Source organism: Mesorhizobium sp. CA12 (assembly GCF_020165255.1).
GTDB lineage: Bacteria > Pseudomonadota > Alphaproteobacteria > Rhizobiales > Rhizobiaceae > Mesorhizobium.
The window spans coordinates 459,248-479,329 of record NZ_JAIUHT010000002.1 but is presented as its reverse complement, the minus strand read 5'-3'; the positions used below and the strand labels follow the sequence as shown (position 1 = coordinate 479,329).

The window sequence follows — 20,082 nt, the reverse complement described above, 5'->3', positions numbered from 1 at the left end:
TCGGCCTCGAAGGCCGCTTGCTGCAGCCGGAAATCGGCGGCAGGCCGGCGAGCTGGGACGAAGCGCTCGACCTTGTGGCCGCGAAATTCTCGCAGGCTGTAGCCGAGCACGGCCCGGACTCTGTCGCCTTCTATGTCTCCGGCCAGTTGCTCACCGAGGACTATTACGTCGCCAACAAGCTGATGAAGGGCTTCATCGGCTCGGCCAATATCGACACCAATTCACGGCTCTGCATGGCGTCGTCCGTCGCCGGTCATCGCCGCGCTTTCGGCGAGGACCTCGTTCCCGGTGTCTATGAGGATTTCGAGTGCGCCGACCTCATCGTGCTCACCGGCTCCAACACCGCATGGTGCCATCCGGTGCTCTATCAGCGCATGCTCGCGGCGCGAAAGGAACGCGGAACCAGGATCGTCGTCATCGACCCGCGCCGCACCGCAACCGCCGACGAATGCGACCTGCATCTGGCGCTCGATCCGGGCACGGACGTGCTGTTGTTCAACGGGCTGCTCGCGCATCTCGCGCATACCGGAAAGACCGATGCCGGTTTCATCCGCGACCATACAGCGGGCTTTGATGCCGCAGCTTCCTTGGCCGGTGCCGATGCGCCGTCGGTCGCGCGCGTGGCAAAGGGCTGCGGGCTGGCGGCAGCCGACGTCCAGGCCTTCTATGATCTCTTCGTCGAGACCGAGCGAGCGGTGACCGTCTACAGCCAAGGCGTCAACCAGTCGGCGCACGGGACCGACAAGGTCAACGCCATCATCAACTGCCATCTCGCCACCGGCCGCATCGGCAGGCCCGGCATGGGGCCGTTCTCGGTCACCGGACAGCCGAACGCCATGGGCGGGCGCGAGGTCGGAGGGCTTGCCAACCAGCTCGCCGCGCACATGGATTTCGGAGACGAGGCCAATATCGACCGGGTTTCCCGCTTCTGGAATGCGCCGAACGTCGCGCGGCGCGGCGGCTTGAAAGCCGTGGACATGTTCCAGGCGGTCGCGGACGGCCGCGTCAAGGCCTTGTGGGTCATGGGCACCAATCCCGCCGTCTCGATGCCCGACGCTTCGCGCGTGCGCGCTGCGTTGTCCAAATGCGATTTCGTCGCGGTCTCCGACGTGACCCGCACCGACACCACGCGCTATGCCGACGTGCTGCTGCCGGCCGCCGCCTGGGGTGAGAAGGACGGCACCGTCACCAATTCGGAACGGCGCCTCTCGCGCCAGCGGCCGTTCCTGCCGCCGCCCGGCGAGGCGAAAGCCGACTGGCGTATCATCTGCGAGGTCGCCGCGCGCATGGGCTTTGGCGAGGCCTTCGCCTACCGGACGCCGGCCGCGATCTTCCGCGAGCATGCAGCGCTCTCCGCCTTCGAGAACGACGGCAAGCGTCTGTTCGACCTTGGCGGTGTGGCTGATCTCAGCGATGAAGATTATTCCGCCTTCGCGCCGCGCCATTGGCCCGCGTCGGAGCGATACGAGCAGCAGACGAGACTTTTCTCCGATGGCCGTTTCCCGACACAAGACGGCCGCGCGCGTTTCGTGCCGGTGCGGCAGGAGGCGACGGCCTTCACGGTCGACGCGGACTATCCGCTTGCCTTGAACACCGGCCGGCTGCGCGACCAGTGGCACACTATGACGCGCACCGGAAACGTGCCGCGTTTGATGGCGAATGCGCCGGAGCCCGCGGTCGATCTTAATCCGGCGGACGCGGCCGCGCATCAGCTCAAGGATGGCGATCTCGCTCATCTTTCAACCCGCTTCGGCTTTGTCCGCGCCAGGGTGCGCGTGGCCGACGCACAGCGGCGCGGCCAAGCCTTCATGCCCATGCATTGGAGCGGCCAGTTCGCGGCCAGGGCAGCAGCCGGCCTCTTGTCCTCACCGGTCACCGATCCGCATTCCGGCCAGCCGGAGCTCAAGCATGTCCCCGCCAGGATCGCGCGGGAAGAGGCTGGCTGGGCGGGTGTGCTCATCACGCGGCGCGATCTCAGGCCGACCGGTTTCGTCCATTGGAGCCGGCATGCTGTCGAGGGCGGATGGGTTTACGAGCTCACCGGAACCGAGCCGCCGGACCAGGGCATTCTCCTGGCGCGCAAGCTGCTCGGCGCGCAGCGACGGGATCAGCTCCTGGAATACACCGACCGTCGCGGGCTCGCCTATCGCGCCGCCGCCATCGAGGAAGGCGGCGCCATGGCCGAAGCCCTGCTGGTCGCCGCTCCGGACCAGTTGCCCATGCGCGACTGGCTGGTGTCGTTGCTCGCCACGCGCCAGCCGCTCTCGGCTACAGACAGGCACGCGCTTCTGTCCGGTCGCTCGCCGGTGCCCATGCCTGCGATCGGGCGCGTCGTGTGCGCCTGCTTCCATGTCGGCGCCAACCAGCTCGCTTCGGCGGTCGCCGCGGGATGCGACAGCCTCGAAGCGATCGGCTCGACGCTGCGCGCGGGCACCAATTGCGGCTCATGCCGCTCGGAGATCAGGGCGATCATCGAGTCGCGCCGAGTGCAAGCGGCTGAGTGAGCTGTGCCCGTCGCGACCCGTTTTATCGATCCTCGATGATCCTCAAATACGCCGCCGTCACGAACAGCACGATGAAACCGAACAGGATGCGGCGGCCGCCTTCGGGCATCTGCAGGATGGTGAGCAGCGTCGTCAGCACGGTCAGGATCAGCGCGCCGACGATGGTGCCCGTGTAGCCGCCGCGACCGCCGAAGATCGAGGTGCCGCCGATGACGGCCGCCGCTACCGAAGGCAGCACCAGCGGCTCGGCGAGCGACAGCGAGGGCGCCTTGATCAGGCCGATATAGAGCAGGCCGGTGATGCCGGCGAGCAGGCTGGAGAGGACATAGAGCGCCGTGATCACCTGCCAATAGCGGACGCCTGACAGGCGCGCGGCGCGTTCATTGTCGCCGACGGCATAGAGCAGGCGGCCGAAGCCGGTGCGGTTCAGCATGAAGACGATCAGCACCGCCACCGGCACGAACAGGAAGAGCGCGTTGGGAAAGCCGTAGGTGAGGCCGGTGCCCAACCAGTTGAGGAAATCCGGGATTTTCGCGCCGGACGCGATGACGGTGCGCTGGTAGACCTGCAGGAAGCCGGTGCCGATCAGGCTGGTGCCGAGCGTCATGATCAGCGGATGCACCCGAAACGCGCCGACGCCGATGCCGTTGACGAAGCCGATCAGCACGGCGGGCAGCATGGCCAGCAGGAAAGCCACCGCGGGATCCTGGTTGACGATTTGCGTCGCCATGATGAAGGCGCTCATCGTCGCCACGGTGCCGACCGAAAGGTCGATGCCGCCGGTCAGCATGGTCATGGTCTGGCAGCCGGCGAGGATCGCCAGCGGGATGGCGAATTTCGCCGTGTTGGCGATCCAGCGCTCGTTGACGATGCCCGGACGCAGGACCTGCAGGATCGCCACGAGGACGATCAAAAGGATGATCAGCGGGATGAGCGGCCGGTCCGCCATGAAGCGCTTCAAGCGGCGCCCGAAGGAGACCGGCTGGGGCATGGTCGCGATGTCGGTCATGGCGTTGCTCCCACCGGACGGCCGCGGATGGTGACGAAGGCGCCGAACATCACGACCGCAACCATGATCGCGCCTTCGATGATGGCGGTAACGTTCGGATCGATGGCCAGAAGCGTCAGATCGGTGCGCACCAGCCGCAGCACGAAGACGGCGATGATCGGCCCGAGCAGGCCGCCCTTGCCGCCGCCGAGCGCGACGCCGCCCAGCACGACGGCGGCGACGCTGGCGAGCAGATAAGGCCCGGGAATGGGCGCGCCGATGCCGGTGCTGATGGTGAGAGACAATCCGCCCATCGCGGCGAACAGGCCGGAGAGCGCATAGGCGACGATCCTGGTGCGCGCCACCGGCACGCCGCTGCGAAAGGCGGCGAGCTCGTCGCTGCCGATGGCATAGATGGAGAGGCCAAGCCGCGAGCGCCTGAGCGGAATCCACACGATGCAGAGGCAGACGACGAGCAGCACCAGGGCCTTCGGAACCCAGGCGTCGGCCCAGTCCGGCAGGCCGGGGATGGGCGCGGTGCCGATGACGCTTGCCTTCAGCCACTCGGCGGCGGCGCCGCCGGGAGCACCAAGCACCAGCAGCGCTGCGCCCTGCAGCACGAACAGCATGGCCAAGGTGACGACGATGTCGGGCACGCGCGTGACGACGATAAGCACGCCGTTCAGCGCGCCGAGCACCAACCCCATGGCCAGCACGAAGGGCACGACGAACAATGCATATTCCTCGCCGGCGCCGTTCATCATCGAGGCAGCGGTCACGCTGGTCAGCGCCATCATGGCGGCGACCGACAGATCGATGCCGCCGGCGATGACGACGACGGTCTGGGCCGCGACGGCAAAGGCGTAAGGCAGAACCGCCCGCGCCAGCGAACCGAAGTCGCCGCTGCCATAGCCCGGCTGGATCAGCTTGGTGACGACGAAGACAAAGATCAGCAGGGCGAACAGGCCTGCCACCCAGCCTTGGTTGCGCAAGAAGCGGCTCATGACGCGGCCTCGGCGCTGGAACCGGGTTTGACCTCGGCAAGGATGCCGACATCCGCCCTGGCGCCGCGCGGCAGGCCGTAGGCGGCCCGCATCAATGCCGCTTCGTCGGCTTCTTCGACCTGGAAAGTGTCGACGACGCGGCCGCCGAAGATGACGATGACCCGGTCGCAGACACGCTGCACCTCTTCCATCTCGGATGTGTAGAACAGCACCGACTTACCCTGGCCGGCGAGCTCGCGCAGCAGCTTGTAGATTTCCTGCTTGGTGCCGACATCGATGCCGCGCGTCGCGTCGAAGCAAAGGATGGTGCGGGCGTTGGCGGCGATCCAGCGAGCGATGGTCACCTTCTGCTGGTTGCCGCCGGACAGGCGCTGCACTTCGCCTTGGGCGCGGGTGTCGATCTGCAACCTGCCGATGGCGCCGGACACCACCACCTGCTCGCGGCGCATGCGGATCGGGCCCCATTTGCGCGGCGCTGCGCTGAAGGGCAGCGCGATGTTCTCGCGCACCGAACGCTGCATGGCCAAGGCCTCGGCGCGGTCGCCCGGCACATAGGCGATGCCGGCCTGGATGGCGTCGCTCGGATGCGAGAATTTGACCGGCGCGCCGTCGACGTCGATGCTGCCGCCGGTCGGACGGATCGAGCCGGCAAGCGCGGCGAAGAGCTCGTCCTGGCCCTGACCTTCGAGTGCAAAGACGCCGGCGACCTCGCCATTGGCGAGATCGAAGGAGACGTCGTTGAGCTTGGTGCCTAGCTGCAGGTTGCGGACCGACAATCGCGGACGACCGTCGCCGGCAACCGCCCCTTCATTCGCCGCGCGCGCGGCGACGCGCGTCTTCTCGATGCGGGTGCCGAGCATCATCTCGACTATTCTTTCCTCGATGCCCGGCTCGATGTCGACGACGCCGACGGTTGCGCCGTCGCGCAGCACGGTGGCGCGGTCGCAGAGCGCGGAGATCTCGACGAAACGGTGCGAGATGAAGATGACGGAGCGGCCGGCGTCGCCCTGGCGGCGCACGACTTCCAGTACTTTCTCAGCGAGGTTCGCCGGTAGTGCGGCGGTCATCTCGTCGAGAAGAAGCACGTCGGGCTCGACGGCGAGCGCGCGCGCCAAGTCGAGCACGCGCAGGATGGCCAAGGGGATATGACGCGCCGTCTCGCGGATATCGAGGTCGGGAATGCCGAGCTCGCGCACCCATGCACGGAACGGCTCGATCGGCGTGCCGGTGAGCCGCAGATTGGATAGGACATCGAGGTCGGGGATCAGCGAAGGTTCCTGGTAGACCGGCAGCAGGCCGGCGCGGCGGGCGGCGGCGGGCGAGCGGACATCGAGCTGCTGGCCGCGGATCAGGATGCGCCCGGCGTCCGCCTTGATCGCACCCGTCAGGATCTTCACCAGCGTCGACTTGCCGGCGCCATTGGCGCCCATCAGCGCGTGCACCTCGCCCGGCAACACGGACAGCGAGGCGTTGCGCAGCGCGGCAACCGCACCATAGTTCTTCGCTACGCCGGTGGCGTCGAGGAGAGGGCTTTGCGGCAACGGGTTTGTTGTCAAATGGTGTGGTTCTCGTTCCAGAAATTAATGCAGGCGGTGGCTGAAGCAACCGACTCCCCTTTTCCCTTGTGGGAGAAGGTGTGGTCGAAGGCGCGGGGTGTTCCAGCGGCGTGAGACGTTGGCGTTCCCTGGAACACTCCTCATCCGTCTCGGCGCTATGCGCCGATCCACCTTCTCCCACGAGGGGAGAAGGCAGAAGGCGTCGTCCCTTACTCGCCCGGGCCCTTGCAGGCGATGATCTGATCCTTGGTGTAGGTCGTCCAATCCGGGATCGAGATCGAGACAGGCCATTCGGGACTGAGCGAGGGGTCGACGACGCTCTTCAGCTTGGCCTTGCCTTCGTCGGTGGCGTTTTCCCAAAGCTGCGGCTCGACCAGGACGGTCTGCTGCGCCGGCTTCTTGCCGTCGAGGATCTGGAGCGCCAGCGTCACGCCGGCGCCGCCGATCGAGCCGGGATTGGTGACGGCCGCGCCCACCAGGCCCTTGACCGAGCTCAACTGACCGACGAAGCCGGCATTGTCGGCGCCGACCACAGGCACCATCGGCGCCTGCTGCTCGACCAGCGCGTCGACGATGACGTTGTCGATTCCCGAGGTCCAGATGCCGTTGATCGGGGTGCCGGTGGCGAGGAAGGACAGGATCTGCTGCTTGGCCTGATCCTGCTGCCAGCCGGTGAAGACCTCCTGCGCGACCTTCACGTCGGGGAATTCGGCGAGCGCCTTCTTGAAGCCTTTGTCGCGATCCGAGTCGGCCGAAGCGCCGGCGGCGCCGCGCATGTAGAGCACCTCGCCCTTGCCGCCCATCTGCTGGAACAGCCACTTGGCGCCGAGATAGGCATATTGTTCCTGGTTGTTGGAGATGATGTAGGCGGACGGCTCGGTCACCGCCTGGTCGACGGCGACGACGACGATGCCGGCCTTTGTCGCTTCCTCGAGACCGGCCTTGATGCCTGCCGGATCGGCCGGGTTGACGACGATGGCGTCGACCTTGGCGCTGATCAGGTTGCGGATGTCCTCGAGCTGGCCGGCGGCATCGGTGTTGCGATGGGCGATGTTGAGCTTCGCCACCTCGCCGGATGCGAGCGCCTGCGCCTTCATCGCGCAGATCATTTCCTCGCGCCAGCCATTGCCCTGCACGGTGTTGGAAATGCCGATCGTGTACTTGCCGGCGGCGGCCGAGGCGCCCACCGAGGCAAGCAGCGCGGCGCCGGCAAGGAGCGAGGCCACGGTCAGATGTCTTTTCATTTCAGTACTCCTCCACATTGATCTTTTCAGTTCGGTTCCAGGCTCTGATTCAGTCGGAGCCAAGCTTTCGTCATTTGATGAAGGGGCGCAGCACGTCGCGGGCCAGCAGGAAACCGCGCTTGACCTTTTCATCCGTCCCCTCGAAGCGCCGGTCCTCATGCTCGATGACGACCGGCCCGTCATAGCCGGCCCGATAGAGGCCCGAAAAAATCCTGCTCCAGTCGATGTCCCCAAGCCCCGGCATGCGCGGCACCTGCCAGCCTATGCCAGCCGAAAGGATTCCGCGCTCGTACAAACCATCATGATCAATCATCAGGTCCTTGGCATGCACATGCAGCATGTTTGCGCCGAACTCGCGGATGAAGCGCTCCTTGTCGATCATCTGCCAGACGAGATGCGAAGGATCGAAGTTCATGCCGACATCGCCGCCCCAGGCTTCCAGGATGCGGCGCCAGGCATAAGGCGAGTAGGCGATGTTGTGCCCGCCCGGCCATTCGTCATAGCTGAAGATCATCGGGCAGTTCTCGAAGGCGAGTTTTACACCGTGCTCGCGGGCATGGGCGATGATCGCCGGCCAGACTTTCTGCGCATCCTCCCAGTTGGCATCGATGGTCTTCGAAGCATCGCCGCCGCAGAAGGTGTTGACGAGCGGCACGCCCATGCGGCTGGCAAGCACGATCACCTTCTTCAGATGGTCGATCACCGCTTCGCGATGCGCTTGGTCGGGATGGAGCGGATTGGGATAGAAACCGAGACCCGAGACGGCCAGTCCCTTGCCAGCGAGCTCGGCCGCGATGTCCTTGGCCTCAGCGGCCGGGACGTCCACGTCGATATGGCTGGTGCCGGCGTAGCGGCGGCTGGCGCCGGAAGTCTTCGGCCAGCAGGCGATTTCCAGCGCCTCGAAGCCGGCCGAGCACGCCCAGTCGGCGACTTGGCCGAGCGGCGTGTCGGGGAATGGTGCTGTCAGCAGTCCAAGCTTCATGATCCCTCCCGGTTGCTAACTATGCAGATCGCGCCGGCTGCTTCAACCGCGCATCGGTTGGCCCAGCGCAGACCTGTCCGACAAAGCCCATCGGATCGCCCGAAAGCAAACCATCGAGCCCGGCGACGACATGGGCACGGAATTTGGCGTTGGCGGCCAAGGCCGGGTCGAAGATAGCGTCGATGGCGAGGATCGAATCGACGAGCGCTTTGCTGTCGGCACCGATGCGGTCGGCGATGGCGGCGATCTTGTCGGCAAAAGGATCGGACACCTGCCAGGCGCGGCCGAAGCGGGAAGAAGCCTTGATCAGATAAGCCATCCAGCCGGCGACCGGCACCGAGAGGAGCGCGATGCTCCCGCCCTTCGCCAGCCGCTCGCGGATCGGGTTGAGCAGGCGCTGCACGATCTTCTGCGAGCCGTCAGTGGCGATCTGGTGGTTGCGATGTCGGATCGCCGTGTTGGCGAGGCGCGACAGGCTCTGCTCGACATAGGCCGCCGGCTGAATGCCGGGCACGGGCGTCAGCGTCGGCAATGTTTCCTCGGTCAGCATGCGCCGGACGAAACGGGCCAGAAGCGGGTCGGCCATCGTCTCGAACGTGTGCTCGAAGCCGCCCAACACCCCGAGATAGCTGAGCGTCGTCTGGGCCCCGTTCAGCACACGCATCTTGAGATGCTCGAATGGCGTAACGTCGTCGACGAAGGTCGCGCCGACAATGTCCCAGCGGGGGGCGCGGCCGGCGAAGCGGTTCTCGATCACCCATTGGCGGAAGCGCTCGCCGACGACCACGGCGCTGTCGCGGTAGCCGAAGCGCTGCTCGACGGCGTCGATATCGGCCTCGGTCGTCGCCGGCGCGATGCGGTCGACCATGGCCGAGGGAAAGGCGACATTGGCTTCGATCCAGTCCGCCAGCTTGCCGCCGCGCCGTTCGGCGAATGTGCGTACGACATTGCCGAGGATGATGCCGTTGGTCGGGATGTTGTCGCAGGACAACAGCGTCACCGGCCGGCTATGCGTGGCCATGCGCAGTTCCAGCGCCTTTGCCAGAATGCCGGGAACGCTGCGCGGCGTCTCGGGGCTGGCGAGATCGTGCACGATATCGGGATGGTCGAGGTCGAGCGCGCCGATCGAGGGGATGTGGCAATAGCCTTTCTCGGTCACCGTCATGGTGACCGTCGCGATGTCGGCCGAGGCGAGCACATCCAGCGCCTGCGCCGCGCTGTCCTGGCTGTCGACGACGCGAACGATGCTGCCGATGACGCGCGCCTCGACCTCGTCGTTCTGGCGGATGAGCCGCGTGTAGAGACCGTCCTGGCGCCCCAGCGTGCCGGCCAGCAGGGGAGGGCGAATGTTGATGCCGACCAGTCCCCAGCGGTCGAAATCCTTCGCCAGAAGATCGTCGGTGTATTCGGCCTGATGGCAACGGTGGAAGGCGCCGACGCCGATATGGGCGATGCCTGGCTTCAGCGCAGCGCGGTCGTAAGCCGGCTTGCGGACCTCTAACGGCAATCGGCCGAGCAGGGCAGGGCTGAGCTTCTCGGCGCTCACCGATTGGCTCCGATCACCCATTGCTCCTGGTCGATCAGCGCGCCGGTCATAGGGCCCGCCGCGTCGGAAAGCAGGAAGACGGCAAGATTGGCGATGTCGGTCACGGAGAAAAGCCGGCCGAAGGGTTGCGTCGCATTGGCCGCGTCGAGCCAGCCCGGACCGTGGCCGAGCGTCTCGGCCTGCATGACGCGCTCGGCCGGGGTGTCGGTCCAGCCGACATTGATGCCGTTGACGCGAATGCGGTCGAAGCGGTGGGCGTTGGCGGCGTTCTTGGTCAGCGTCGCCAGCGCGCCCTTGGTGGCGGAATAAACGGCAAGCTCCGGCGAGCCGCAATGCGCGTTGATCGACAGGATGTTGACGATCGAGCCGCCCTGTCCGCGTTTCTTCATATCGGCGATTGCCGCCTGCATCAGGAAGAAGGGCGCACGGGCGTTGACGGCAAACAGCGATGCCCAATCGTCGAGGCTGGCGTCGATAAAGGAGGCGCGATCGGTCAGGCCGGCGGCGTTGACCAGGCCGTCGATACGACCGAAGTGGTCGATGCAGGCTTGCGCCAGCAGCGCCGGGGCCTCGGGATCGCCGAGATCGGCAGCAGCGAAGGCGACGGGAGTGCCCATGGCCGAGAGTTCGGCGGTGACAGCATTGCCACGCTTCTGGTCCCGCCCGGTGATCAGCAATCCGGCGGCGCCGGAGCGCGCAAGTATCTCAGCGATCGCCCGGCCGATGCCTTGCGTCGCGCCGGTGACCAGCACCACCTTGCCGTCGAGACGAACCTCCATTCCTCCTCCCGGAACAAAGTTTCCATTTTTCCAAATATGGAACGACGGTTCTCTTTAGTCAATCGTGCTAGAGCGGTTCACCGTTTTCATGGAACCGGTGAACCGCTCTATCTCCTTGTCTTTCGCAATTCCGGACGGAAGGTTACGGCGAAGACGCCGAACTTAACCGCTCATATTTTTCCTGGAATTGCTCTTGTCAGCCTGTCCGCTGCGCGACGACGCCGTGGACCAACGCCATGCCAACCGCGAGCGAGGCGGCAAGCGAGCGAAAGCCGCCGAAGTCCTGCTCGACCACTTCAAGCCAGGTGTCGGAGAGTTTTGCCAGCGGCGAAAAGGTGCTGTCGGTGATGGTGAGAATGCGCGCCTTGCGCTCATGCGCGACGGCAACAAGATCGGGCGTGATCGAGTTGTAGGGGCTGAAGGAGACAGCCAGCACCGCGTCGCGCGGCGTGATGCAGCCGACCTGGTCGAGCGCGGTCGAGCCGACATTGTCGACCAGCACGTTGCGCACGCCCTGCTGCGACAGCGTCAGCGACAGATAGGTGGTGACGGGGAAGGCGCGCTTGCTGCCGATGACATAGATCAGCTCGGCCGCCGCCAGGTGATCGACCATCGTCTCGAAAGCGACGATATCGAAATCATTGCCGATGCGGCCGAGCGAGGCCTGGCAGGCACCGACCATGCCGTTGAGAAAATGCAGGTTGGCGTTCGGCTCCGCGGCCTTGTCCTGGCCACCTTGCGTGTCCGGCCAGGAGCCCTTCATGCGGTCCTTGAACAGGAGCTGGAAATCGGAAAAGCCCGAATAGCCGAAGATCTGGGCGAAGCGCACCAGGGTCGAAGGCTGCACGCCGGCCTGGTCCGCCACTTGCGCGATCGTGCCCAACGCCACTTCGCTCGGATGCTGCCAGAGGAAGATCGCCACCTGGCGAAGCCGCTTCGGGAAATGCACGGTTCCCGACGCAAGCACCGCCCGCAATTCCTCGTGCGTTTGCGGCTTCGTGTAGCCAAGTGCCGCCAGCGAACGGCTCCGTTTTCTTGCCGCCGTCTCCAGACTATCTGTGGACGGTTCGTCAGCCGCTCCGCGATGGCCGCTCATAGGAATACGCCTCATCGTGACCCAACCGTCGGATGCGTCATCGGATCCTGTCCTCCGGAAGCGCCCGATCGCCTGGTCCTAGGGTTAAAAAGCTAACGCGGCACAATCGTTTTACAAAACAAAAAATAGAAATATCATTTCGAAAACATCCGCGCCGGCCGGCATGCCGAACCTTGGGAGAATCGCAGTCATGGTCTATGCAACTGCCGACGGAACCTCGCGTCAACGCCTGCGGGTCGGCATGGTCGGAGGCGGCCGCAACGCCTTCATCGGCGCCGTGCACCGGCTGGCGATGCGGCTCGACGACCAGATCGCGCTGGTCGCCGGTGCGCTGTCCTCCGATCCGGAGAACGCAGCCGCCTCCGCCGCGGAGATCGGCATCGCGCCGGAGCGCAGCTATGCCGACTACCACGCCATGGCGAAGGCCGAAGCGGCGCGAGCCGACGGCATCGAGGCGGTCGTCATCGTCACGCCCAACCATCTGCACGCGCCGATCGCCACCGCGTTCCTCGAGGCCGGCATCGACGTCATCTGCGACAAGCCGCTGTCGACGACGCTTGCCGAGGCCGAGGCGCTGGTTGCGCTGACAAAAGCGAAGCAGCGCCGTTTTGTCGTCACGCTCAACAATACCGGCTATGCCATGGTGCGCCAGGCGCGCGAAATGGTGGCGGCGGGCGAGCTCGGCCGCATCGTGTCGGTGCATGGCGCCTATATCCAGGACTGGCTAACCAGGCCGATCGACGCCGAGGGCCAGAAGCAGGCGGAATGGCGCACCGATCCGGCGCGCGCCGGACAGTCGGCGGTGCTCGCCGATATCGGCGTACATGCTTTTAACCTGGCAAGCTTCGTCTCCGGCTTCGAGGCCGAGGCGGTTTCGGCCGACCTCTTCACCGCCGTGCCGGGACGGCGGCTTGACGACAACGCGCATGTGCTGCTGCGCTGGGCGGGCGGGGCGCGCGGCACGATCCTCGCCAGCCAGACCTCGCCCGGCCACTACAACGACCTTTCGGTGCGCATCTATGGCGAGAAGGCCGGGCTCGAATGGTTTGGATCGCGGCCGGAGGAACTGCGCTTCTCGCCCTATGGCGAGGAAACCCGCACCCTGGTGCGCGGGGGCCATGGCTCGACGGCGGAAGCCCGGCGCGTCTCGCGCATGCCGGCGGCGCATCCCGAGGGCTATATCGAGGCCTTCGCCAATTTTTACCGCGACGCCGCCGAGATCATCCGCGCGCATCGCTCGGGCGGTGCCGTAGACGCCGGGCGCGCGGCGCAGGTACCCGACGTGGTCGACGGCGCGCGCGGCGTGAAGTTTGTTGCCGCCGCGGTGGAGTCGAACGCGGCGGGAGGGGCTTGGACGGCGGCGAGGTTTGGGTGAGGACAGTCGCACTCTTGACGGCTTTGCCGAACTCAGTCTCCGATGGCCGCAAACGCAGTTGGATGAAGCTGCCTCGGTTAACCATGAAGCGCGCGCAGATCGAAGAGCAGAACCGTTACCTCCTGCGGCGCCAGCGCGAATTCCGCCAAGCGGCCGATGTCGTCACGCAGTCCTGGATGGCGTTCCCCGAGATCGAGGCGATCGCTGTCATAGGATCAGTGGCAAAACCACTCTGGAAGGAGATTCCGAGGTTCAGCGACTTCCGCCGCGCGCGTATCGAAGTTTGGCATGAATGCAGCGACCTCGACCTCGCTGTCTGGGTCGACTCGCAACACCGGCTTGGCGAGTTGCGCCGTAAGGGCGCCGCGGCGCTGCGGCAGGCGTTCGAGGCCGGGCTTGGCATCAGTGTCGCTGACCATCAGCTCGACGTCTTCCTGTTCGAGCCCGGCACTGACCGTTACCTTGGCCGGCTTTGCTCCTTCAACCGCTGTCCGAAGGGAAATCGGGATTGTCTGGTTCCAGGCTGCGGGACCATACCCTTCAACAAGCGCATCGCGGATTTCCGGCCTCACGCCGATTTGTTGGAGCCGATCACATATTCTACTCTCTACCGCCGGGATCGCGGCTTACTGCGTTCCGCGCTTGAATTGCCGAATGTCGATGAGGCTGGCTGAGCGACTCTCGCAAGCTACCCCTTGATTGCCGAGCCGACGATCGAATCGACGAAGAAGCGCTGCAGGAAGACGAAGAGGATGAGCGGCGGCAGCACGGCGAGCGTGGCGCCGGCCATCACCAGGCCGGTGTTGACGGCGCCGCGGTTGTAGCTGAGCAGCCGGCTGAGGCTGATGACGATCGGATAGGCGTCGGCGTTGCCCTGCAGCACGGTCAGCGGCCACAGATAGCTGTTCCAGTGATAGACGAAGGCGAACAGAGCCAGCGCCGCGATGGCCGGCGCCACGCTCGGCGCCACGATCTTGAACAGGATGAGCAGCTCGGAAGCGCCGTCCATGCGGGCGGCCTCGATCAACTCGTCCGGCACGCCGGCGATGAACTGGCGCATCAGGAAGATGCCGAAGGCGTTGGCGAGGTTGGGCACGATGATGCCGGCAAGGCTGGCGCTCAGCCCGATCGAGCCGACCATGCGGTAGAGCGGGATCAGCGTCACGATCGGCGGCAGGAACATGGTGGCGATCAGCAGCGAGAAGAGCAGCGAGCGGCCGGGGAAAGAATATTTGGCGAAGGCGTAGCCGGCCATCGTGCTGGTGACCAGGATGCCGGCGGTGGTGATCGTGGCGATGACCAAGGAATTCCACATCGAGCGTCCGACATTGATCACGCCGGCGACCTTGCCATAGGCCTCCAGGGTCGGCGTATGCGGGATCCAGACCGGCGGCACCTGCATGGTCTCGGCCGGCGTCTTCAGGCTGGAGAGAACCATCCAGGCCAGCGGGAAGGCGGAGGCGACGGCGACTAGAAGCATTGCGGTCGCGAGCAGCGCCTTGCGGCCCGAAGGGCGCTTGCGGGTGAGCGATCGGGTTGGAGCGCTCATTCGCTGTCCTTGCGATTGGCAAAGGCAAACAGCGCCGAGACGCAGACGATCAGTGACAGCATCAGCATCACCGCCATGGCCGAGCCCAGTCCGCCCTGCGCGCGTTCGATGCCGACGCGGCGGATATGGTAGGTAAGCACATTGGTCGAGCCGACCGGCCCGCCTTGGGTGATCAGCGCCACCGGCTCGAACACCTGCACCGCATTGATGATGGCGATGACGGCGCTGAACAGCAGCGTGCGGCGAAGCAAGGGCAGGGTTATGAATCGGAACTGCTCGCGTCCGTTGGCGCCGTCGAGCGTCGCCGCCTCATAGAGGCTGCCGGGGATCTGCGTCAGCCCGGCGATGGCCAATACGGTGAAATAGCCGACCTGCTGCCAGACATTGAGGAGCACGATCGAGATCAATGCCGACCGGGGCGAGGAGAGCCAGGGTTGCGGGCCAATGCCGACCAGCCAGAGCAACTGGTTGAGCGGACCCTCGCTCGGCGAATAGAGCTTCGACCAGACCAGCGCCACGGCGATCATCGGCACCATGTAGGTCGAAAACAGCACCGTGCGCAGCGCCGTGCCGCCGGCGACCTCGCGCTGATAGACCAGCAGCCCGAAGACGACCGACAGCGGCAGGATGAGGACGACCGACAGCGCGGTGTAGATCGCGGTGTTGAGGAGCGCCGTCTTGAAGTCATGGCCGACCGAGGTGGGGCCGAAGATCTCGTGGAAATTGCCGAGGCCGACGAAGCTGGCCTCGGAAAAGGGCGTCTGCGTCGACCAGTCCTGGAAGGACAGCCAGATGGTGAGCAGCATCGGCAACAGCACGAACACGCCGATCAATGTCACGGCGGGCGCAAGCATGATGCCCGCCGAGGCACGAAAAGCTTTGGCCATTCACCTGCTTCCGGTCAGCGACCCGAACTTACTTGGCGGCGCGCTCCAGGATCGACGTGGCGTCGGCCTGAGCGTTCGCCTGCGCATCCTTGGCCGAGACCTGGCCATACTGCAACGCCTCGAGCGTCTGCTGCAGGGATTCCGAGAACTCCTGGCCGCCGAGCACGACCGGGAAAGGCCGCGCATCGGCGAGCACGGAGACATAGCCGGACAGGAACTCCGAGCCGAGCTTGTCCTTGTGCGCTTCGATGTCGGAAGTGCGCGACGGCAGGATGCCCATCGACATCAAGATGTCGGACATGGCCGAAGCGCCGTTCTTGCCGGACTTCGGACTGTTCAGCCAGGCGAGGAATTCCCAGGCCGCCTTCTGCTCGGCTTCGGCCGCCTTGGCGTTGACGACGGTCATCCAGGAATAGGAGATCGAATGCGGCTTGTCGCCGCTTGGGCCGACAGGGATGGGAGCGGTGGCGATGTTTGCGAACTTGTCGCCCATGCCGGTCTTGAGCGCGCTTTCCCACCAGTTGGCCATGATGATCATGCCGGTCTTGCCGGAGACGAAATTGTCGAGGAACGGGCCCGTGGTGTTGGCGTCCGCCGTTGCCATCGCCGGATTGCTCGCGCCGGACTTTATCAAGTCTTCATAGAGCGCGAAGGTTTCGCCGGCCGGGGAGCTGTCCAGCGCCGGCTTGCCATCCTTGACCAGGTTGCCACCATTGGAGACGAGCAGCGAGGCGAAAGGATGGACCACGCCCGCCGCCCATGAGTTGATCATGCCGAAGCCCTGCTGGCCCTTGGCCTTGTCGGTCAGCTTCGCGGCGGTGTCCTTGAGTTCGGCCCAGGTTTTGGGCGGAGCGGCGATGCCCGCTTCCTTGAACAGCGCCTTGTTATAGTTCAGCGCGTAGACGTCGATCTCGTTCGGAATGCCGTAGAGCGTCCCGCCGACCGAGGCGGCGCTGACGACGCCCGCCGGCCAGGCGCTCTTCACCTCGGCTGCCACCGCATCGGGAGCGGGGGCGACGAGCTTGTCCTTTGCCAGTTCCGGCAGCCACAGATCGTAGATGCCGCCGATCGTCGGACCATCGGACGAGCCGCCCTGCGAGCGCAACGTGGTCAAGAGATCGCCGAACGGAACCGCGCGCACGGTGACGGCGACATCCGGGTGCTGCTTGGAAAAATCCTTGGCCGCCGCTTCGAGCAGCGCCACCGTCTCCGGCGACCAATGCGTCAGGTAGGAGATGTTGACCGATTGCGCCCAGCCGGTCGCGGGCAGCGCAATGAGCCCCGCGGCGAATCCAAGCTTCGAGATCCAGGCAAGCGACATCGGCGTCCTCCACATAAGCCATACCAGAGTGGATGACGTTATGACAACTTTCAGCAAAGGCGCAAGCCCTCTCGCACACGAACGTGCGGATCATGCTTGCAAATGAAAAACTCGATGATGTCGATCCATTCAGATTGCGTAAATAGATCAGCAGGATAAGATGCGGTTTCCTGGCCGATCGCCGATCAATAGGGTAGCCGTCGACGTCTTTGTGGCTCTTGCGAGCGGCATCATGTCGTTATAATGACATCTGAAGAAATGCTGACCGGAGCCGCCATACATGACACGGATCCTCGCCATCGATCTCGGCGGCACCAATCTGCGCGCCGCGGTCCATACGGGCGATATCGGCGCCCTCGTGCCCCAGGTCCGTGAGCCGGCGCCGCCGAGCCTCGACGCGTTCGTGACGCGCGTCCGCACGCTTGCGGCCGCAGGCGAGGCCGAAGCGCTCGGGCTGGCCGTGCCGGGACTTGTCGAGGGCTCCGCATGCCGCTGGATACCGAATCTGCCTTGGCTCGACGGCGTCGACGTCGCGGCGCTGTTTCCCGACCTTCGCGTGGCGGTCGGCAATGACGCGCAGATCGCGCTGCTCGCGGAAGCGGCGCACGGCGCGGCCAAGGATGTTTCCGATGCGATCCTGCTGGCCATCGGCACCGGCATCGGCTCGGCGGTGCTGGCCAATGGCGGCATCGTCGCCGGCGCGCATGGCGGCGCCTGCTCCTTCGGCTGGGCCAGCGCCGACGTCAGGGACCACGGCGAGGATCGCAGCGGCTGGCTGGAACGTGTCGCCTCCGGCCGTGCGCTGGACGCCCTTGCCGCACAGATCGGACTGGCCGACGGCAGCCAACTGATCGCCGCCGCCAAAGCAGGCCAGCTTGCCGCGCAGACCCTGCTCGATGTGCCGGCGCGCCAACTCGGCACGGTGCTGGCCGGCGCGGTCGGGTTGCTCGATCCAGGCGTCATCCTGGTCTCGGGCGGCCTGGCCGACGCGCTAGATGTGATTGCGCCGCCATTGCTCGCGGCGCTACGGCGTCAATTGCCGCCGCATCTGCGCGGCATCGAACTTAGGCCTGGATTGTTCGGCCCCCGCGCCGGCCTGGTCGGTGCTGCGCTTGCCGGACAGGCGGGAAGCGGGTGGAGACAGATCCGATGAGCGAAGCGAGCTTTCAGCAGCCGGACCGCAGGCGGCCGGAGCCGCTCTGGTATCAGGTCGAGGAGGCGATCCGCGCCATCGTCAAGAGCGGCGAGTGGGCGACCGGCGACCAGATCCCGGCCGAGGACCGGCTCTGCGCGCTATTCGGCGTCAGCCGCATCACGCTTCGCCACGCGCTGCGCAATCTTGAGGAAAGCGGACTGCTCAGGCGCGAGCATGGGAGGGGCACTTTCGTGCGCTCGGCGACGCTGGTCGCCGGCACGCGCGAGCTCACCTCCTTCACCCAGGAAATGGGCAATATCGGCGTGGTCGCCGGCTCGCGCCTGCTCGACTGCAGCCTGACGACGGCGAGTGCGGCGGCGGCCGGCGCGCTGGAGATCGAGGAGGGCGACCCTGTCGTGCGGATCCGGCGATTGAGGCTCGGCAATAACGAGCCGATCGGCATCCAGACGGCGCAACTGGCGGCCGCGCGCGTGCCGGGCTTTCTCGATGCCGGCCTGCTCAAGGGCTCGCTCTACGAGGCGCTGGAGCGTCAGTACGGCATCGTGCCGGCCGAGGCGCGCGAGAACTACCGCGTCGGCGCGGTCAGCGCCGCCGACGCCGAGCTGCTCGACCTGCCCGCGGGCAGTCCCGCCTTCGTCGTCGAGCGCATCACCATCGACGAGCGCGGCCCGTTCGAATTCACCGTCTCGATCATGCGCGGCGACCGCTACGAGATACGCTCGACGCTGCGCGCCGGCCGTCTCCCAAACACCAGAAGCTGACACGATCAACAGGAGTACCGAAGTGTCCGATCTCTACATTCCCCGTCTCGCCGTCCTCATCGAACAGGCATCGAAGGCCAATGAAGAAGCCTTCGGCCGGGCGGCGAGCCGCTTCGCCGATACGCTGCAAAACGGCGGGCTCGTCCATCTCTACGGCTCGGGCCATTCGGTGCTGCCGGCGCAGGAGATGTTCCCGCGCTATGGCAGCTTCGTCGGCTTCAATCCGCTGACCGACCCGCGCGTGATGTGGCACAACGTGCTCGGCGCCGGCGGCGTGCGCGAGCTTTTGTGGCTGGAGCGGACCGAGAAATATGCCGAGAAGTTCCTCGACCATCAGCCGCTGAACAAGGGTGATTCCATCATCATCTTCGGCCATAGCGGCCGCAATTCCTCCGGCATCGACACCGCGCTCTATGCCAAGAAGCGCGGCATCTTCGTCGTAGCGGTCACCAGCAAGAACAATCTCGACAAGCCGGCCACGCATTCCTCCGGCAAGCGCCTGGCGGACGCCGCCGACCTCGTCATCGACACCTGCTCGCCGATCGAGGACGCGGTGGTGCCGATCGAAGGCTGGAGCCGTCCGGTGTCGGGCTCGTCGACGGTGCTGGCGATGATCATGGCGCATGAGCTGCTCGCCCGCACGGCCGAGCAATTGTCGAAGCGCGGCATCGAGCTGCCGGTCTTCGCCTCGCCGACCATTGCGGGCGTGACGCTGCACGACACCGACGTCATCTACGGCGTCTACCGCGAACGCATGATCGAGGCGCAGAAGAAGCACCTGCCGACCTTCCAGGCGACGATGCGCGGGGAATGATCAGGCTGCGGGAGGCGCATCAGGCGCCTCCCGCGAGCCGTTCAAATCCGGCGCCGCCTGGTTGCGGAATGCCTGGGCGGCGCGTCATTCTCATCGGGATTGGGGATCGGCTCCTCGTCGGGCAGCCGATCCGGCTCCGGCTCGCGCACCGGTTTCGGTTCCGGGATGGGCGGCGGCGTGGGCACGGGCGTGGGAGATGGGTCCGGATTGGGGAGAATGGCCATCGCGTTTTCCTTCCGTTCGATGCCTTGGCAAGGCCTGCTGCGAATCCCAAAAACGGGGATGTCCTGCCCGACCTGAACTGATGGAGTGATCGCTGCATTCAGACGCTTCGTCTGGAGCGATCGGCGGCGCAAGCTGGCAGAACGGCCACGCCCGCGGATGGTTCCAACACGATCGCGGCGCGCGACGGCGGCAGACAATGATCAAATGATTCCACCTGCCTGTTTCGGCTCTTGCCGGCGTCTGTCGGCGCCTTAAATCCCGTTGTGGACGGGGGCCATCTGCCGACACAGGAGAC

The 20,082-nt window shown here is 65.7% G+C and carries 18 protein-coding genes; 6 read left to right on the top strand and 12 right to left on the bottom strand.

All coding sequences use genetic code 11. The features are described 5' to 3' along the window. Positions 1-2,504: nitrate reductase (locus LB520_RS06430; protein WP_224636860.1), on the top strand; the 2,504-nt coding region annotated here is incomplete at its 5' end. Between the two features lie 22 nt (positions 2,505-2,526). On the opposite strand, the gene LB520_RS06425 is transcribed toward LB520_RS06430, so the two are convergent. From LB520_RS06425 to LB520_RS06390, 8 genes are all read right to left on the bottom strand, one after another. Continuing rightward, positions 2,527-3,513 (bottom strand): ABC transporter permease, encoded by a 987-nt coding sequence (locus tag LB520_RS06425; protein WP_224636859.1) that lies wholly within the window; start codon positions 3,511-3,513, stop codon positions 2,527-2,529. Then, positions 3,510-4,496, bottom strand: a complete 987-nt coding sequence (locus LB520_RS06420) for an ABC transporter permease (RefSeq protein ID WP_224636858.1) — start codon at positions 4,494-4,496, stop codon at positions 3,510-3,512. The genes LB520_RS06425 and LB520_RS06420 overlap by 4 nt, the downstream gene beginning before the upstream one ends. Continuing rightward, entirely contained in the window at positions 4,493-6,037 is a 1,545-nt protein-coding gene (locus LB520_RS06415; protein WP_224636879.1) for a sugar ABC transporter ATP-binding protein, read from the bottom strand. Before LB520_RS06415 ends, LB520_RS06420 begins: the two co-directional genes overlap by 4 nt. Positions 6,038-6,261: 224 nt before the next feature. Beyond that, positions 6,262-7,314, bottom strand: a complete 1,053-nt coding sequence (locus LB520_RS06410) for an ABC transporter substrate-binding protein (RefSeq protein ID WP_411962454.1) — start codon at positions 7,312-7,314, stop codon at positions 6,262-6,264. 52 nt (positions 7,315-7,366) lie between these two features. Then, positions 7,367-8,278, bottom strand: a complete 912-nt coding sequence (locus LB520_RS06405; RefSeq protein WP_224636857.1) for a sugar phosphate isomerase/epimerase family protein — start codon at positions 8,276-8,278, stop codon at positions 7,367-7,369. Positions 8,279-8,297: 19 nt separating this feature from the next. After that, a complete protein-coding gene (locus tag LB520_RS06400) occupies positions 8,298-9,845 on the bottom strand; it encodes a mannitol dehydrogenase family protein (RefSeq protein ID WP_224636856.1) in 1,548 nt (515 codons plus the stop codon). After that, the gene (locus LB520_RS06395; protein ID WP_224636855.1) at positions 9,821-10,603 is read right to left on the bottom strand and encodes an SDR family oxidoreductase; all 783 of its coding nucleotides are present in this window, start codon (positions 10,601-10,603) and stop codon (positions 9,821-9,823) included. The genes LB520_RS06400 and LB520_RS06395 overlap by 25 nt, the downstream gene beginning before the upstream one ends. Before the next feature lie 196 nt (positions 10,604-10,799). Beyond that, the gene (locus LB520_RS06390) at positions 10,800-11,699 is read right to left on the bottom strand and encodes a MurR/RpiR family transcriptional regulator (RefSeq protein ID WP_224636854.1); all 900 of its coding nucleotides are present in this window, start codon (positions 11,697-11,699) and stop codon (positions 10,800-10,802) included. Between the two features lie 190 nt (positions 11,700-11,889). Between LB520_RS06390 and LB520_RS06385 the strand changes: the two genes are divergently transcribed. Together LB520_RS06385 and LB520_RS06380 are read left to right on the top strand one after the other, a co-directional pair. Further along, positions 11,890-13,074, top strand: coding sequence for a Gfo/Idh/MocA family protein (locus tag LB520_RS06385; protein WP_224636853.1), 1,185 nt, complete (start codon positions 11,890-11,892; stop codon positions 13,072-13,074). An 83-nt stretch (positions 13,075-13,157) separates the two neighbouring features. After that, a complete protein-coding gene (locus LB520_RS06380) occupies positions 13,158-13,748 on the top strand; it encodes a hypothetical protein (RefSeq protein ID WP_224636852.1) in 591 nt (196 codons plus the stop codon). Between the two features lie 14 nt (positions 13,749-13,762). Here LB520_RS06380 and LB520_RS06375 read toward each other — a convergent pair whose 3' ends face one another. From LB520_RS06375 to LB520_RS06365, 3 genes are read right to left on the bottom strand one after another with little or no spacing between them, the layout of a single operon-like run. Beyond that, a complete protein-coding gene (locus LB520_RS06375) occupies positions 13,763-14,623 on the bottom strand; it encodes a carbohydrate ABC transporter permease (protein ID WP_224636851.1) in 861 nt (286 codons plus the stop codon). Further along, complete coding sequence (locus tag LB520_RS06370; RefSeq protein ID WP_224636849.1) at positions 14,620-15,510, bottom strand: carbohydrate ABC transporter permease; 891 nt, start codon at positions 15,508-15,510, stop codon at positions 14,620-14,622. The genes LB520_RS06375 and LB520_RS06370 overlap by 4 nt, the downstream gene beginning before the upstream one ends. Positions 15,511-15,538: 28 nt before the next feature. Then, a complete protein-coding gene (locus LB520_RS06365; protein ID WP_224636848.1) occupies positions 15,539-16,831 on the bottom strand; it encodes an ABC transporter substrate-binding protein in 1,293 nt (430 codons plus the stop codon). 280 nt (positions 16,832-17,111) lie between these two features. On the opposite strand from LB520_RS06365, the gene LB520_RS06360 reads away from it, so the two are divergent. From LB520_RS06360 to LB520_RS06350, 3 genes are read left to right on the top strand one after another with little or no spacing between them, the layout of a single operon-like run. Continuing rightward, entirely contained in the window at positions 17,112-17,984 is an 873-nt protein-coding gene (locus LB520_RS06360; protein ID WP_224636847.1) for an ROK family protein, read from the top strand. Continuing rightward, the gene (locus LB520_RS06355; RefSeq protein ID WP_140846317.1) at positions 17,981-18,748 is read left to right on the top strand and encodes a GntR family transcriptional regulator; all 768 of its coding nucleotides are present in this window, start codon (positions 17,981-17,983) and stop codon (positions 18,746-18,748) included. Before LB520_RS06360 ends, LB520_RS06355 begins: the two co-directional genes overlap by 4 nt. A gap of 22 nt (positions 18,749-18,770) precedes the next feature. Beyond that, a complete protein-coding gene (locus LB520_RS06350; protein ID WP_224636846.1) occupies positions 18,771-19,562 on the top strand; it encodes a sugar isomerase domain-containing protein in 792 nt (263 codons plus the stop codon). Positions 19,563-19,603: 41 nt separating this feature from the next. Here LB520_RS06350 and LB520_RS06345 read toward each other — a convergent pair whose 3' ends face one another. Then, positions 19,604-19,786: a hypothetical protein gene (locus tag LB520_RS06345; RefSeq protein ID WP_095766249.1), complete on the bottom strand. Its 183-nt coding sequence runs from the start codon at positions 19,784-19,786 to the stop codon at positions 19,604-19,606. Positions 19,787-20,082: the final 296 nt, after the last annotated feature.

Coding starts and splice junctions, on each gene's coding strand:
- LB520_RS06360 (WP_224636847.1), top strand. CDS start 17,112: ATGACACGGATCCTCGCCATCGATCTCGGCGGCACCAATCTGCGCGCC.
- LB520_RS06425 (WP_224636859.1), bottom strand. CDS start 3,513: ATGACCGACATCGCGACCATGCCCCAGCCGGTCTCCTTCGGGCGCCGC.
- LB520_RS06410 (WP_411962454.1), bottom strand. CDS start 7,314: ATGTGGAGGAGTACTGAAATGAAAAGACATCTGACCGTGGCCTCGCTC.
- LB520_RS06405 (WP_224636857.1), bottom strand. CDS start 8,278: ATGAAGCTTGGACTGCTGACAGCACCATTCCCCGACACGCCGCTCGGC.
- LB520_RS06370 (WP_224636849.1), bottom strand. CDS start 15,510: ATGGCCAAAGCTTTTCGTGCCTCGGCGGGCATCATGCTTGCGCCCGCC.
- LB520_RS06390 (WP_224636854.1), bottom strand. CDS start 11,699: ATGAGCGGCCATCGCGGAGCGGCTGACGAACCGTCCACAGATAGTCTG.
- LB520_RS06380 (WP_224636852.1), top strand. CDS start 13,158: ATGAAGCGCGCGCAGATCGAAGAGCAGAACCGTTACCTCCTGCGGCGC.
- LB520_RS06345 (WP_095766249.1), bottom strand. CDS start 19,786: ATGGCCATTCTCCCCAATCCGGACCCATCTCCCACGCCCGTGCCCACG.
- LB520_RS06385 (WP_224636853.1), top strand. CDS start 11,890: ATGGTCTATGCAACTGCCGACGGAACCTCGCGTCAACGCCTGCGGGTC.
- LB520_RS06375 (WP_224636851.1), bottom strand. CDS start 14,623: ATGAGCGCTCCAACCCGATCGCTCACCCGCAAGCGCCCTTCGGGCCGC.
- LB520_RS06420 (WP_224636858.1), bottom strand. CDS start 4,496: ATGAGCCGCTTCTTGCGCAACCAAGGCTGGGTGGCAGGCCTGTTCGCC.
- LB520_RS06355 (WP_140846317.1), top strand. CDS start 17,981: ATGAGCGAAGCGAGCTTTCAGCAGCCGGACCGCAGGCGGCCGGAGCCG.
- LB520_RS06365 (WP_224636848.1), bottom strand. CDS start 16,831: ATGTCGCTTGCCTGGATCTCGAAGCTTGGATTCGCCGCGGGGCTCATT.
- LB520_RS06400 (WP_224636856.1), bottom strand. CDS start 9,845: ATGGGTGATCGGAGCCAATCGGTGAGCGCCGAGAAGCTCAGCCCTGCC.
- LB520_RS06395 (WP_224636855.1), bottom strand. CDS start 10,603: ATGGAGGTTCGTCTCGACGGCAAGGTGGTGCTGGTCACCGGCGCGACG.